The organism is Malaciobacter canalis (assembly GCF_008000835.1).
Taxonomy (GTDB): Bacteria; Campylobacterota; Campylobacteria; order Campylobacterales; family Arcobacteraceae; genus Malaciobacter; species Malaciobacter canalis.
In genome coordinates this window covers 1,278,918-1,292,935 of sequence record NZ_CP042812.1, presented here as the reverse complement: position 1 = coordinate 1,292,935, position 14,018 = coordinate 1,278,918, and the positions used below count along the sequence as shown (strand labels likewise).

The 14,018-nt window shown below is 26.6% G+C and carries 17 protein-coding genes; all 17 read left to right on the top strand.

Features of this window, described 5'->3' with window-relative positions; translation table 11 throughout:
• Positions 1–70 precede the first annotated feature (70 nt).
• The 17 genes from ACAN_RS06555 (at position 71) to ACAN_RS06480 (ending at position 13,975) form a co-directional block, all read left to right on the top strand.
• Positions 71–853: a TOBE domain-containing protein gene (locus ACAN_RS06555; protein ID WP_099335303.1), complete on the top strand. Its 783-nt coding sequence runs from the start codon at positions 71–73 to the stop codon at positions 851–853.
• A gap of 9 nt (positions 854–862) precedes the next feature.
• Positions 863–1,612, top strand: a complete 750-nt coding sequence (gene modA / locus ACAN_RS06550) for a molybdate ABC transporter substrate-binding protein (protein ID WP_099335302.1) — start codon at positions 863–865, stop codon at positions 1,610–1,612.
• Positions 1,609–2,007, top strand: a complete 399-nt coding sequence (locus ACAN_RS06545) for a transporter (protein WP_099335301.1) — start codon at positions 1,609–1,611, stop codon at positions 2,005–2,007. The genes modA (ACAN_RS06550) and ACAN_RS06545 overlap by 4 nt, the downstream gene beginning before the upstream one ends.
• Entirely contained in the window at positions 2,000–2,689 is a 690-nt protein-coding gene (gene modB, locus ACAN_RS06540) for a molybdate ABC transporter permease subunit (RefSeq protein WP_099335300.1), read from the top strand. Before ACAN_RS06545 ends, modB (ACAN_RS06540) begins: the two co-directional genes overlap by 8 nt.
• Positions 2,686–3,537 carry an ABC transporter ATP-binding protein gene (locus ACAN_RS06535; protein ID WP_099335299.1) on the top strand — a complete coding sequence of 284 codons (852 nt, stop codon included), beginning with the start codon at positions 2,686–2,688 and terminating at the stop codon, positions 3,535–3,537. Before modB (ACAN_RS06540) ends, ACAN_RS06535 begins: the two co-directional genes overlap by 4 nt.
• Positions 3,538–3,545: 8 nt before the next feature.
• Entirely contained in the window at positions 3,546–4,238 is a 693-nt protein-coding gene (gene modA / locus ACAN_RS13975; RefSeq protein WP_170233024.1) for a molybdate ABC transporter substrate-binding protein, read from the top strand.
• Between the two features lie 3 nt (positions 4,239–4,241).
• Complete coding sequence (gene modB, locus ACAN_RS13970) at positions 4,242–4,913, top strand: molybdate ABC transporter permease subunit (protein WP_170233023.1); 672 nt, start codon at positions 4,242–4,244, stop codon at positions 4,911–4,913.
• 10 nt (positions 4,914–4,923) lie between these two features.
• Positions 4,924–5,772 carry a ModD protein gene (gene modD, locus ACAN_RS06525; protein WP_099335298.1) on the top strand — a complete coding sequence of 283 codons (849 nt, stop codon included), beginning with the start codon at positions 4,924–4,926 and terminating at the stop codon, positions 5,770–5,772.
• Positions 5,773–5,828: 56 nt separating this feature from the next.
• Positions 5,829–6,458: a thiamine phosphate synthase gene (gene thiE, locus ACAN_RS06520; protein WP_099335297.1), complete on the top strand. Its 630-nt coding sequence runs from the start codon at positions 5,829–5,831 to the stop codon at positions 6,456–6,458.
• Complete coding sequence (locus tag ACAN_RS06515) at positions 6,448–7,503, top strand: EAL domain-containing protein (RefSeq protein ID WP_099335296.1); 1,056 nt, start codon at positions 6,448–6,450, stop codon at positions 7,501–7,503. Before thiE ends, ACAN_RS06515 begins: the two co-directional genes overlap by 11 nt.
• On the top strand, positions 7,500–8,897 hold the full coding sequence (locus tag ACAN_RS06510; protein ID WP_099335295.1) for a cryptochrome/photolyase family protein: 1,398 nt from the start codon (positions 7,500–7,502) through the stop codon (positions 8,895–8,897). Before ACAN_RS06515 ends, ACAN_RS06510 begins: the two co-directional genes overlap by 4 nt.
• Positions 8,898–8,938: 41 nt before the next feature.
• Positions 8,939–10,180 (top strand): putative DNA modification/repair radical SAM protein, encoded by a 1,242-nt coding sequence (locus ACAN_RS06505; RefSeq protein WP_099335294.1) that lies wholly within the window; start codon positions 8,939–8,941, stop codon positions 10,178–10,180.
• Entirely contained in the window at positions 10,177–10,908 is a 732-nt protein-coding gene (locus tag ACAN_RS06500; protein WP_099335293.1) for a TIGR03915 family putative DNA repair protein, read from the top strand. Before ACAN_RS06505 ends, ACAN_RS06500 begins: the two co-directional genes overlap by 4 nt.
• 380 nt (positions 10,909–11,288) lie before the next feature.
• Positions 11,289–11,801 (top strand): lipocalin family protein, encoded by a 513-nt coding sequence (locus tag ACAN_RS06495; protein ID WP_099335140.1) that lies wholly within the window; start codon positions 11,289–11,291, stop codon positions 11,799–11,801.
• A gap of 2 nt (positions 11,802–11,803) precedes the next feature.
• Positions 11,804–12,091: a TIGR03643 family protein gene (locus ACAN_RS06490; RefSeq protein ID WP_099335139.1), complete on the top strand. Its 288-nt coding sequence runs from the start codon at positions 11,804–11,806 to the stop codon at positions 12,089–12,091.
• A 67-nt stretch (positions 12,092–12,158) separates the two neighbouring features.
• Complete coding sequence (locus tag ACAN_RS06485; RefSeq protein ID WP_079578925.1) at positions 12,159–12,422, top strand: Hsp70 family protein; 264 nt, start codon at positions 12,159–12,161, stop codon at positions 12,420–12,422.
• 17 nt (positions 12,423–12,439) lie between these two features.
• On the top strand, positions 12,440–13,975 hold the full coding sequence (locus ACAN_RS06480; protein WP_165773083.1) for an ABC1 kinase family protein: 1,536 nt from the start codon (positions 12,440–12,442) through the stop codon (positions 13,973–13,975).
• Positions 13,976–14,018: the final 43 nt, after the last annotated feature.

Here is a 14,018-nt window from a genome sequence, read left to right as displayed (position 1 = left end):
ATTTCATTATATATTAAGATATATAACGATAATATTTTATCGTTATATACTTAAATACATAAGGAATTTGATGCAATTTGATTCATCACTAACACTTCTAAATCTTGATACTCCTTTTTTATTAGAAAAAAGAATTAAACTTTTACAAGCAATTGAAAAAGAGGGTTCTATTAGTAAAGCTGCAAAAACTATACCTATGAGTTATAAAACTGCATGGGAAGCAATTGATAGTATAAATAACCTTTGTCCTAGTATTGTTGTTGAAAAAGAGACTGGTGGAAAAGGTGGTGGTGGAGCTAAACTAACAGATTATGGTAAAAATCTTATTGAAACTTATTCCATATTACAAAAAGAGCATGAAAAGTTTTTAAAACAACTTACTAGCCTTACTGACTTTAACACGGGAAGTCTAAAATCACTAAAAAGGGTATCAATGCAAATTAGTGCAAGAAATCAATTAGCTGTTAAAATAGAGAAAATTGTTGAAGACAATGTTAATGCAAGTATTACTTTAAAAACTAAAAGTTCACAAAAGATGGTTTCTAATATTTCAACAAATAGTGTAGCAGCACTTGATTTAAAAGTAGAAGATGAGATTATCGCTATTTTTAAATCAAACAATGTAATGATTGCAACGAGCCAACTTCTAGGATTTAGTGCTAGAAATAAGCTTGAGGGAGTGATAAAGACTCTAAACTTTAGTGAAGTAAGTTGTGAAGTTTCACTTGAAATTTCAACTCATGAAACAATCACTTCAGTAATAACTAAAGAAGCAGCCTTACAACTTGAATTAAAAGTTGGGCAAAAAGTATTTGCCGTGATAAAATCATCAGATATTATGTTAGGAAATTAAGGAGAACAGATGTTAAAAAAGATAGTTTTAGGTAGTGCACTTTTAGTAAGTAGCCTATTTTCAGGAGATATAAATATAGCAGTTGCAGCAAATGTATCTTATGCAATTGATGATTTGAAAAAAGAGTTTAATAAGCTTTATCCAAATACAAATGTAAAAGTTACTTTAGGTAGTAGTGGAAAGTTAACTGCACAAATAAAAAATGGAGCGCCATATGATTTATTTATGGCTGCAAATATGAAATACCCACAAGCACTTTATAAAGATGACTTGGCAGTAACAAGACCTTTAGTTTATGCACAAGGTTCACTAGCATTTTTAAGTAGTAAAAAAATTGATTTTTCAAAAGGAATAGAACTTTTAAAACAAAAAGATATTAGAAAAATTGCAATTGCAAACCCAAAAACTGCACCATATGGAACTGCAAGTGTAGAAGCTATGAAAAATGCAAAGATTTATAAACAGATAAAAAATAAGTTTGTTTTTGCAGAATCTATATCTCAAACTGTTGCTTATAGTGTAACAGCCGCGGATATAGGCTTCATTGCTAAGTCATCTTTATTTTCAGATAAGATGAGTAAATACAAACAAGGAGTTAATTGGTATAGCGTTGACACAAAACTTTATACACCTATAAATCAAGGTATTGTAATTCTTAAAAAAGCTCAAAACAATAGTGAAGTAAAGGCATTTTATAGTTTTATTTTAAGTAAAAAAGCAAAAAAAATATTTGAAAAATTTGGATATTTAGTACCATGAATGAGTTCAAAGCAGTAGTTTCTAAAATTGATAATCTTGACAATTTAAATATTGTTGAGTTTAGTTTTTTTGATATAACATTATCTATGATGAGTTTAGATTTGCATAATATTGAAGTTGGAACAAACGTTTTACTTACTGTTAAAGCTTCAAATGTAGCTATTGCAAAAGAGTTGCAAGGTCAAATAAGCCTTGCAAACTCTATAAAGTCAGATATCATCAAACTTGATATGGGGAAATTATTAACAAGTTTAAAATTACAACATAAAAATACAACTATTACAAGTATTATTACTACAAAATCAGCAAAAAGGCTCAATCTTAAAAAAGATGATTGTGTAAGTGCGATATTTAAATCAAGTGACTTATCAATAAAAGAGGTATTAAATGATTGAGTTGTTATCAAGTATTGAGTATGGTCCTTTTATTTTATCTTTTAAATTAGCTTTTATAACAACACTAATTTTGTTTACTTTAGCATTGCCTCTTAGTTGGTATCTTTCTCAAACAAAATCAAGAATAAAACCAATTTTAGAAGCAATAACTGCCTTACCAATAGTACTTCCTCCTTCTGTTTTAGGTTTTTATATTCTTGTTGCATTATCTTTTAATTCTCCTATTGGAGCATTCTTTGATGAACAGTTTGGCATAAAACTTGTATTTAATTTTACGGGATTAGTTGTTGCTAGTTGTTTTTACTCTCTACCTTTTATGGTTCAACCTTTACAAAGTGGTTTTGAAAGTATAAATAAAAATATGCTTGAAGCTAGTTATATTAGTGGCAAAAGTAAACTTTATACTATATTTAAAGTAGCACTTCCAAATATAAAACCCTCACTATTAACTGCTCTTATTGTTACTTTTGCTCATACTGTTGGTGAATTTGGAGTTGTATTAATGGTTGGTGGAAGTATTCCTGATGAAACAAAAGTAGCTTCTGTTGCTATATATGAGTTTGTTGAAATTATGGATTATGAAAGTGCACATATTTATAGTGCTATTATGCTAATAATTAGTTTTTTAGTGCTTTTAAGTGTTTATATTTTTAATCAAAAACAAAAAAAGAGTTTTTTATGATAGATATTGAAGTAAATAAAGAGTTAATTGGTTCAAATGGAAAAATGAATCTAGATATTAAACTTAATATAAATGATGGTGACTTTATTGCTCTTACAGGACTTAGTGGAAGTGGTAAAACTACCCTACTTCGAATACTTGCAGGATTAGAGCAATCAGAAAGTAAAATTAAAGTTGATAATAAAATCTGGCAAGATGATAAAAAGTTTTTACCACCTCAACAAAGAGAGATTGGTTTTGTATTTCAAGATTATGCACTCTTTACTAATATGAGTGTAAAACAGAATCTTTTATATGTAAATAAAGATGAAAAACTTGCAAATCATCTTTTAGAGTTAACTGAACTATCACAACTTAAAAGTAGAAATGTTACATCTTTAAGTGGAGGACAAAAACAAAGAGTTAGCTTATGTAGAGCCTTGATGAACCGTCCTAAACTTCTATTAATGGATGAGCCATTATCTGCACTTGATCCATCTATGAGAACTAAACTTCAAGATGAGATACTCACACTTCATCGTGAGTTTAAAACTACAACAATCATGGTAAGTCATGACCCAAGTGAGATTTATAGATTAAGTAATAGAGTAATAGTTTTAGAAGATGCAAAAATTATAAAAGATGGTAATGCAAAAGATGTTTTATTAAAAACAAGTGGTAGTGCAAAGTTTTCTTTTGAGGGAGAGCTTTTAGATATTGTAAAAGTTGATGTTATATATATAGCTATTATATCTATTGGTCAACAACTTGTAGAAGTTGTATTAAGTGAAGATGAAACTATAAATCTTCAAATTGGCTCAAAAGTTAGAGTAAGTACAAAGGCTTTCTCTCCAAGTATTTCAAACTAAGGACTATTATGAAAAAAGTATTATTAGCATTGGTTTTATCTATTGTAGTAACTAATGCAAGTGATTTTAAAATTGCAGCAGGAGCAGGATATAAAAAACCTATACAAAAAATCCTGAAACTATATAATAAAAAAATTGATGCTTTCTATGGCAATATGAGACAAGTTAGTACTCAAGCAAAACATACTGATTTAGCTTTAATTATAGGAGATAAAAACTTCTTACAAAATAAAAGTAATATCGATTTTATTCATTATACTTCAATAGGAGAAGGCAAAGCTGTACTTGCTTACTCTAAAAAAACAAAAATAAACGCTCTTGAAGAAATATTATCAGATAAAATAAAAATAGTATCAATGCCTCATCCTAAAAAGGCTATTTATGGAATTGCAGCAATGCAAATACTTCATAATTCTAAACTATTTTCTAATATAGATGAAAAACTTTTTATCACTGCTACTGTTCCACAAGTTACAACATACTTAATAACAAATGAAATTGATGCAGGTTTTATAAATTTAACTTCTGCATTAGCAAATAAATCAAAACTTGGTGGTTATATTGAAATTGATAAAAAGCTCTACTCAAAAATTGATATAGTTGCAGCTTCTACTAAAGCATGTAAAAAAGAGTGTAAAGAGTTATTAGAGTTTTTACAAACAAAAGAAGCAAAAGAAATTTTTACTCAATATGGTCTATAAAACATGGATTATTCTACGATTTTCAACCCTTTGTTTTTAAGTGCTAAAACTGTTGGGCTTAATCTAGTTTTATTTCTTACTATAGGTGTATTTTTAGCTTTTTTACTTTCAAAAGAGAATTTTAGATTTAAATGGCTTCTTAATACAATAGTAACTCTTCCTTTAATCTTTCCTCCAATTGCAATAGGTTTTTTCTTGCTTTTACTACTTGGAAGAGATGGTATAATTGGTGGTATCTTTTATAAATTTGATATATCTTTTATATTCTCTTTTTCTAGTTTAGTTATTGCAGGTTTTATAGCAGGTCTACCTATAATGGTAAAACCTTTGCAATCTGCAATTGAGCAATTTCCAAAAAATATTGTAGAAGCTTCATATTTAAGTGGTAAAAGTAAATTAAGAACATTTTTGTTTATTATCTTACCTTCTATAAAAAAGAGTTTATTAGCATGTTTATTAATAGCTTGTGCCAGAGCACTAGGAGAAGTTGGAATAACTCTTATGCTAGGAGGCAATATAATAGGTAAAACAGATACTATTTCACTTGCTATATATAATGCTGTATTTGATGGAGATTATAATCTAGCACTTATTTTAAGTGGTATACTAATAGTTATATCACTAATATTTTTTATCATCTTAAATTTTTTACAAACTAAAACAAATCATATTTAAAAGGAAAAAAATGTTTAACTTAACAAATGAAGAACTATACAAATATATAAATGAAGATTTACCCTATTTAGATTTAACTACTTATATTCAAACAAACAAAGATAAAAAAGCCACATTAGAAATATATACAAGAGAAGATATTATAGTTGCTTGTAGTGAAGAAGCAGCAAGTATTGCAAAACTTTTAGGATGTAAAGTAAAAGAGTTTAAACCCTCAAAAACAAATCTTAAAAAAGGTGAAGTAATTCTAAAAATAAAAGGAACTTACGAAAATATTCAACAAACATTGAAGCTTTCTCAAGTACTTTTAGAGTATAGCTGTAAAATTGCTACACAAACAAATAATATGCTAAAAATCATCAAACAACATAATAGTACTTGTGAATTATTAACTACAAGAAAAACTATTCCATTTAGTAAAAAAATGTGCATTAAAGCTATACTTTGTGGAGGTGCATTGCCTCATAGATTAGGGCTTAGTGAATCAATACTATTTTTTGATTACCATAGAAAACTATATAGTTCAAATGAAGAGTTTTATGAACAAATAACTAACTTTAAAAAACAACTACCAGAAAAGAAAGTAATCATAGAATCAGAAACATTAAAAGATGCAAAAAATCTTATGAAATATAAAGCTGATGTTATACAACTTGACAAAATGCCTTTAGATGAGATAGAAAAACTTGTAAATTATAAAAATAGTAATTATCCCCATATTAAATTACTTGTTGCAGGAGGAATTAATCTATCAAATGTAGAAAACTACGCAAAACTTAAAGTAGATGGAATAGTCACAAGTAGTATTTACTCTTGTGGAATGGCAAATATAGGTTGTAATTTAAAAATTAAACACTAAAAATAACCTACAAACTAATCAATAATTACTATAAACTTTCAATATAAAGGATTTTTATGTTAAATGGTTTATATGTAATTACTGATGATAGATTGACACCAAAAGATAGTGTACTAGCAAGTATAAAAAATGCACTTGACGGTGGCGCGAAAATAGTTCAACTAAGAGATAAAATAAGTAATGATGAACAAATTGAATCACTAGTACTTGATATACAAAACATATGTAGAAGCTATAAAGCAAAATTTATACTAAATGATAGAGTAAAACTTGCTATAAAACTTCAATGTGATGGTTTACATGTGGGTAAAAGTGATTATGAGAATATAGAGTTTATAAGAAAAAACTTCAAAGGTATTCTTGGGGTATCTTGCTATGATAGTATAGCTCAAGCAAAAAAGATGCAAAATTTAAAAGTAGATTATGTAGCCTTTGGTTCTATGTTTAACTCACCTACTAAGCCAAAATCAAAAACTATTCCCCTAAAAATATTATCTCAAGCAAAAGAAGAGTTAAGTATTCCAGTATGTGCCATTGGTGGAATAAATAATAAAAACATTGACACTGTTATGTTACAAAATCCTGATATGATAGCAGTTATTAGTGATATTTGGAAGAGTAATAATATAAAAGAACAATCAAAATTTTATTCAAACTACTTTAAAAGGATTTCAAATGAAATGTAAATGTACACAAACATTTAAAATATGTCAACAAAAAAGTAATCTTCATTTTATTTCTCTTGTACCTGAACTTACTAGAAAATTTTCCCAATTTTTACAAAAATTATCGCTGGATTTTAAACTTGAAGAGAATATAGTATCACTTGAAGTAAATAACCCAAAACAATTTTTTGAAGAGAATTTTGATGCATTAAAAGCATATTTTAATTCACTTGAGTTAAAAGAGATAAAAGTATATGTAGAAAATGAACAACACAAACTATCTTTTAGTACTATTTTATCTGCAAAACCTTTAGAAAAATTTTTAAATTTTATTGAAGATAAGACATTTTTTGATATATTAGAAAATAAAAGTATTACTTCTCATTTTCAACCTATAATTGATATGAGTAACAACTCTATTTTTGGATATGAAGCACTTGTAAGAGGTGTGATGCCAAATGGTGATTTAGTATATCCTGATGTGCTGTTTGAAAAATCTGCTAGAAATGATATGGATTTTAATTTTGATAGATTGTGTAGAGAAAATGCTTTAAAAACAACAGCTGTTAAAAAAGTTGATGCAAAAGTATTTATTAACTTTATTCCTACAACTATTTATGACCCAAAATTTTGTCTTGCCTCTACTGTAAAATGGGCAAATCAATTAGAGTTTGATCCTAAAAATATTGTTTTTGAAGTAGTTGAAACACAAAAAGTAAAAGATACAGAACATTTAAAAACAATTTTAAACTACTATAGAGAACAAGGCTTTTTAATTGCTCTTGATGATGTAGGAGAGGGATACTCATCTTTAAATATGATAATTGACTTGAAACCTGATATTATAAAAGTTGATAGAAATATCATAAATAATATTGACAAAGATGAGATGAAGCGTTCAGTTTACAAAGCTTTAAGAAACCTTGCTATGGAAAATGATATTAAAATATTAGCAGAAGGAGTTGAAACACCTTACGAATTAGCTACTCTTAAAAGTATAGGACTTGATTATGCACAAGGTTACTACTTTGCAAAACCAGCAGCGGAGATTATTAGACAAATATGAAACTTTTTTTAATTTATCCTCATCAATTATTTGAAAACATTGAAAACTTAAAAAATAAAAAAGTTATCTTAGTAGAAGAGCCTTTGTTTTTTACTCAATATAACTTTCATATTCAAAAGCTAGTTTTACATAGAGCTAGTATGAAGTTTTATGAAAACTACTTACAAAATAACAGTATTGATGTTGAATATTTTGAAGAAGAGAGTTATTTACAAAAGTATAAAAATGAAGAAGTATATATATATGAACTTTTTGATGATTATTTAGAAAAGAAAATATATAAAAACTTTAAAAATATAAAAACTTTGAAAAACCCAAACTTTTTAAATGTTGATGATAAAAGTAAATTTTTACATAACTTTTATGCAAATAGACGAAAAGAGTTAAATATATTTATGAATGAGGATGGAAAGCCTTTATATGGTAAATATAGCTTTGATAGTGAAAATAGAAAAAAACTTCCAAAAGATATATTTATTCCTGCAACTTTATCTTATGATAATAAATATATAAAAGAGGCTAAACACTATTGTGAAAAATTTGACTCTATTGGACAAATAGATAGCTTTAACTATCCTGTGACTTTCCAAGAAGCTAAAATTCAGCTTGAGTATTTTTTTAAGGAAAAATTTGACAATTTTGGAAATTACCAAGATGCTATTACTAAAAAAGATGGTTTAGAGTATCTTTTTCATTCAAATATTTCAAGCAGTTTAAATATTGGACTTTTAAGTTTAGAGGATGTAATACAAGGTTCTTTAAAAGCAAAAGCACCTTATAATGCAAAAGAAGGCTTTATTAGACAAATAATCGGCTGGAGAGAGTTTATGTTAAGAATCTATCAAGATGATGGAGTAAAACTTAGAAACTCTAACTTTTTTAACTTTAAAAACTCTATGCCAAAAGCTATAATTGAAGCAAATAGTGGAATAACAATACTTGATGATGTAGTAAAAAAACTAAAACAAACCTCATATGCACATCATATAGAAAGACTTATGGTTTTAGGAAATATATTTGTTTTATTAGAGATACACCCAGATGAAATATATAAATATTTTATGGAAAATTTTATTGATGCATATGACTGGGTAATGGTAGGAAATGTATATGCTATGAGTGGATATAGTGATGGAGGAAGTATTACTACAAAACCTTATATTTGTAGTTCTAATTATTTAATAAAAATGAGTGATTATAGTAAAAAAGAGAGTTGGTGTGTTATTTTAGATGCACTTTATTGGAGATTTTTATATAAACATGGACATTTATTTAAAACAAATCCTAGAATGAAAATGCAACTTTCACTTCTTGAAAAGATGTCAAAAGAAAAACTTCACAGCCATCTAAATATTGCTGAAGATTATCTACTTAAATTACATTGCAAATTGTAATGTTTTTTAAAAAAATTTTAAAAATCATATAAAATAGTATTATGAAAAAAGATATATATGAAAAGATGCAAATCTTAGCTAATAGTGCTAAATATGATGTTAGTTGCAGTTCTAGTGGAAGTGAAAACAATCATAAAACAGGTGAACTTGGAGCAACTCACAATAGCGGTATTTGCCATACTTTTACAGCAGATGGAAGATGTGTATCATTACTTAAAGTACTTCTTACAAATTTTTGTATTTATGATTGTGCTTATTGCATAAATAGAAAAAGCAATGACATAAAAAGAGCTGCATTTTCTCCTAGAGAACTTGCTGATATTACAATCAACTTCTATAAAAGAAACTATATTGAAGGTCTTTTTCTAAGTTCTGGAATAATTGACAATGAAGACCATACAATGACTTTGATATTAAGAACACTCAAAATATTAAGATATGAGTATCATTTCAATGGTTATATCCATGTGAAATTAATACCTGGAGCTGATAATAGACTTATTGATGAAGTTGTAGCATTGGCAAATAGAGTAAGTTCAAATATAGAGCTTCCAAGTGACAAATCACTAAAAATACTTGCACCAAATAAAAGCAAAGAAAAAATACTACAACCTCTTAAACATGCAAGAGATAAAAGTTTAGAAAATGATACAAAACCAATAGGTATGAGTACTCAATTAATTATTGGTGCAACACCTGAAAGTGATAAAGATATTTTAAAACTAAGCTCAGTTTTATATGATAAGGCTTTATTAAAAAGAGTTTATTATAGTGCTTATATTCCTGTAAATGATGATAGAAATCTTCCAGCAATCGTAAATAAACCTCCTTTACTTAGAGAACATAGATTGTATCAAGCAGATTGGCTTTTAAGATTTTATGATTTTTCTTATGATGAAATAGTAAGTGAAGAGTTTCCAAATCTTGATGAAGAACTTGACCCTAAAACTTCTTGGGCACTGCATAACTTAAGCTATTTCCCAATGGAAATAAATAAAGCAAGTAAAGATGAACTTCTTAGAATTCCAGGGATTGGTGTTCGAGGTGTATTTAAAATACTAAAAGCTAGGAAATTTAAAAGTTTAGATTTTGAAGATTTAAAAAAGCTAAAAATATCAATTAAAAGAGCTCAATATTTTATAACTTGTAAGGGTAAATATTGTGCTAAAGTATCCTTTTGTAGTGACACCATAAAACAAGCCATTATAAAGCCACCTAAAAAAAGAGTTATTCAACCCTCACTGTTTGATATAGATTATAGTGCAATTACGGGGGAATTATGATTTTAATTTATGATAAAACCTTTGAGGGCTTTTTAACTTTAGTTTATGATGTTTATTATGAAAAACTAAAACCAAACTCAATATTGAAAGAAAGACCAAATAACTTAATACTTGAAGAAATAAAGCAAATTCAAAGCAATGAAATAAAAGCTACAAAAGTTCTTGAAGCTATAAAAAAAAGATTTACAAAGAGAGCTTTTCAAACTATTTTAAATATTTTCATGTGTGATAATGATGATTTTGAACTTCACTTACTAAATTTCATAATCATAGGTTTTAAAGATAAAAATGAACTTTTTAATATTAATAATAGTTCAATCTTTTATATACAAAATCTTGAAAAACAACTATTTAGGGCAAATCATAAAATGAGTGGTTTTTTAAGATTTGAAGAGCTTGAAGATAAAACTTTGTATGCAAAACTTGAAAGTAGATTTAATCTTTGCTATTTTCTAGGAAAACACTTCTATAAAAGATTGAACAATCAAAACTATATAATCCATGATATAAATAGAAAACTTGCATTTATTAAAGATGAAACTTCTATAAAAGTAGAAAATATTGCTTCATTTGAAGAGCCAAATTTATCAAAAGATGAAGAAAAATTTAAAAAATTATGGAATAGATTCTTTGAAGCTGTAAGTATAGAATCAAGAAAAAATGAGAAACTTCAAAAAACTCTTGTTCCTTTACTTTATAGAACTTATATGACAGAGTTTAAAAACTAAATTACTGCTTTAAAATTATATTGATAATCATTATTAATTATTGTTAAAGTTTATATTCTATATTATTTTATTGTTTAATAAAAATTTACTAAATTAAGCTATTAAGTTACACAAAATGTATACTAATAATTTTTTAGTTCTATTAAAATGATAAAATAATTAAAAAAGGATTAAAAATGCAAGATATACCACAAATTTTAATGATTATCGTTTCACTTTCAATAGTGAGTTTAGTCTCTTCAATCTTTTTTATAAAAGCAAAAGTAAACAACAAATAAAGGAAACACAATGGAAAATTTAATTCAACTTTCAATTTTATCAGTAACTTGGCTTGCTGCACATTTTAATATTTTGCTAATTTTACAATAAAGTATATTTGTATGATTAGAAATATTTTATTTATTGTTGTGCTATTTATCTTTACGGGGTGTTTTACAAAACATCCCCACTTAAAAACTGTAAATAGTGTAAATATAAACAAGTACTTAGGCACATGGTATGAGATTGCAAGATATGAGCATTTTTTTGAAAAAGGATGTAAAAATGTAACTGCTAATTACTCTTTAAATGAAGATAATAGTTTAAAAGTAGTAAATAAATGTACGAAAATAGATACAAATAAAAAAAGCAGTGCAACTGGCATAGCTTATGCTACAAATGAATCTAATAGCAAATTAAAGGTGAGTTTTTTTAGACCTTTTTATGGTGATTATTGGGTTTTGATGCTTGATGATTCTTACAAATATGCGGTTATAGGAACTCCTTCAAGGGAATATTTATGGATTTTATCAAGAACACCAAAATTAGATAAAAATATTACAAATAAAATTTTAGAAAAACTTCCAAAATTAGGCTTTGCTACAAATAAATTAATTTGGACTATACAAGAGTAATTATGGAAAAAAGAAAAATAGATAAAGTGATTTTAAAAAAAAGAGCTCTTGATAAAGATATGCAAGAGTACGATCTAAATAGACTTATTGAAATGGCATGGCAAGATAGAACAACCTTTGATGCTATTTATTTACAATATGGATTAACAGAAAATCAAGTAAAAAATAAAATGAGAAAATTGATTAGTAAAAAAGCTTATGATAGATGGAGAAAAAGAGTACAAAATAAAGCCACTAAACACAAAAAAAAGCTTTATCATAAGCCAGATAGATTTCAAGGTCCATGGTGATTATTTGACAAAATTTTTATACCAATAATTTAAATAAGCTGATATAATAAAATAAAAAGGAAGAAAGATGTTAAAAGAGTTAATTTATACAGGAATTGGAGCTACTGCACTTTTGAAAGATAAAGTTGAAGATGAACTAAAAAAATTAGAAGAAAAAGGTAAGATAGATAAAGGTGACATTAAAGGTTTTATTGAGTCTTTGGAAAAAAAAGGTAAAGAGCATGATGAAGAGTTCAAAGAACAACTTAAAAAAAGTATCAAAGAAGCCATTAGTGAATTAGGACTTGTTACAAAAGATGATTTAGAACAGCTAAAAAAGGAACTAAAATAGTAACTTTTCTAAAAAACATTAATCTTTACTCATATAAAAGAGTTTATAAAGTCTTTAGATTTTTACTTACGACTTATCTTGTGATTAAGAAAAAAGATAGCTTTTTAGCACTGAAACCTCTTGCTCCTAAAGAGTTTAAACATACTATTATTGACTTAGGAGCAAGTTTTATTAAGCTTGCCCAAGTTTTAGCTACAAGGGCTGATTTTTTTAGTCAAGAGTATCTTGATGAATTAAAAGAGTTACATGATAAACTTCCTTCAATGCCAAAAAAAGATTTTGAAATAGTTTTTAAAAGAGCATTTGTAAATGATAATTTTAAAGAGTTTAACAATGAACCTATTGCTTCTGCTTCTATTGGTCAAGTTCATATAGCTTATTTAAATAGTGGTGAAAAAGTCGCTGTAAAATTAAGAAGAGAGGGAATAAAACAAAGAGTTCTAGCTGATATTAAAATAATTAACTTTTTTAACTTTATATTTAAACCTTTATTTTCACACTATACAAAAAACTCAATTGAGTCTGTTATAAAAGAGTTTTCTTCAATGATTGTGCAAGAAGTAAGTTTAAATAATGAACTTCAAAATTTAAAGAAATTTTCAAACACATATAAAGACAGTAAAATAAAATTCCCAAAACCTTATGAAGAGTTTTCAAGTGATGATGCTTTGGTTATGAGTTTTGAAGAGGGCTTTAGATTTGATGATAAAGAAACTATTTTAAAAAATAATATAGATTTCAATGAAATAATTGCCAATTTAGTTAGTTTTTATACTGAACAAATGCTTATAAAAGGTTATTTCCATGCTGATCCTCATCCTGGAAACTTACTAATCACACAAAATAGTGAAATAATTCTTTTAGATTTTGGAATGGTAAAAACAGTACCAAATGATACAAGAATTGCCATAATTGAGCTTATAAAAGCTGCAAATGAACAAGATTATGAGTTATATATTAGTGCTAGTAAAAGACTTGGAACAATAGCATATGAAGCCCCTACTTCTGAGCTTGCAGTATTTACAAGTAAAATGTTTGAAATTTTTTCAAACAATAATTTAGATAGTGAATCTATGCAAAAGTTGGCTTTTGAAGTACTTGAGGGTACAAGAGATTTACCTTTTAAACTTCCAAGTGATGCAATTTATATTTTAAGAGTTAGTGCAATTATTGAAGGTTTAGGAACTACATATATTGAAAATTTCAATGGAATAAAAGATATATTACCAATTTTGCAAGAAAATTTACCAAAAGCATTAGGAGCTAAAGACTCTATTATTGAAACACTAATAGATGAAATAAAAGATATTCCATTTACTATAAAAGATTTTAAATCTACACTAAAACAAGCAAGTGAAGGTGAATTAAAAGTCGAGATTTCAAAAAATCAACTAGAGTTTTTAAAAAAGGAATTGCACTCATATTTTAAACCATATTTAATATCTATTTCTTTTATGATAACTTCAATTTTCATGCTATTAGTTGACAAAGATTTAAAAGAGATTGCAATAATACTATTTACCCTTTCATTAATAAAAATTTTATATAAATAGTTAATTTTTATGAGTTAAGCATAATTTTATGGTAAGATAATAA

What these genes read in the sequence shown, in the direction of transcription:
- modB (WP_170233023.1), top strand. Translation starts at nt 4,242, where the DNA reads ATGGATTATTCTACGATTTTCAACCCTTTGTTTTTAAGTGCTAAAACT.
- modA (WP_170233024.1), top strand. Translation starts at nt 3,546, where the DNA reads ATGAAAAAAGTATTATTAGCATTGGTTTTATCTATTGTAGTAACTAAT.
- ACAN_RS06500 (WP_099335293.1), top strand. Translation starts at nt 10,177, where the DNA reads ATGATTTTAATTTATGATAAAACCTTTGAGGGCTTTTTAACTTTAGTT.
- ACAN_RS06515 (WP_099335296.1), top strand. Translation starts at nt 6,448, where the DNA reads ATGAAATGTAAATGTACACAAACATTTAAAATATGTCAACAAAAAAGT.
- ACAN_RS06510 (WP_099335295.1), top strand. Translation starts at nt 7,500, where the DNA reads ATGAAACTTTTTTTAATTTATCCTCATCAATTATTTGAAAACATTGAA.
- ACAN_RS06495 (WP_099335140.1), top strand. Translation starts at nt 11,289, where the DNA reads ATGATTAGAAATATTTTATTTATTGTTGTGCTATTTATCTTTACGGGG.
- ACAN_RS06535 (WP_099335299.1), top strand. Translation starts at nt 2,686, where the DNA reads ATGATAGATATTGAAGTAAATAAAGAGTTAATTGGTTCAAATGGAAAA.
- modA (WP_099335302.1), top strand. Translation starts at nt 863, where the DNA reads ATGTTAAAAAAGATAGTTTTAGGTAGTGCACTTTTAGTAAGTAGCCTA.
- ACAN_RS06490 (WP_099335139.1), top strand. Translation starts at nt 11,804, where the DNA reads ATGGAAAAAAGAAAAATAGATAAAGTGATTTTAAAAAAAAGAGCTCTT.
- ACAN_RS06505 (WP_099335294.1), top strand. Translation starts at nt 8,939, where the DNA reads ATGAAAAAAGATATATATGAAAAGATGCAAATCTTAGCTAATAGTGCT.
- modD (WP_099335298.1), top strand. Translation starts at nt 4,924, where the DNA reads ATGTTTAACTTAACAAATGAAGAACTATACAAATATATAAATGAAGAT.
- modB (WP_099335300.1), top strand. Translation starts at nt 2,000, where the DNA reads ATGATTGAGTTGTTATCAAGTATTGAGTATGGTCCTTTTATTTTATCT.
- thiE (WP_099335297.1), top strand. Translation starts at nt 5,829, where the DNA reads ATGTTAAATGGTTTATATGTAATTACTGATGATAGATTGACACCAAAA.
- ACAN_RS06545 (WP_099335301.1), top strand. Translation starts at nt 1,609, where the DNA reads ATGAATGAGTTCAAAGCAGTAGTTTCTAAAATTGATAATCTTGACAAT.
- ACAN_RS06485 (WP_079578925.1), top strand. Translation starts at nt 12,159, where the DNA reads ATGTTAAAAGAGTTAATTTATACAGGAATTGGAGCTACTGCACTTTTG.
- ACAN_RS06555 (WP_099335303.1), top strand. Translation starts at nt 71, where the DNA reads ATGCAATTTGATTCATCACTAACACTTCTAAATCTTGATACTCCTTTT.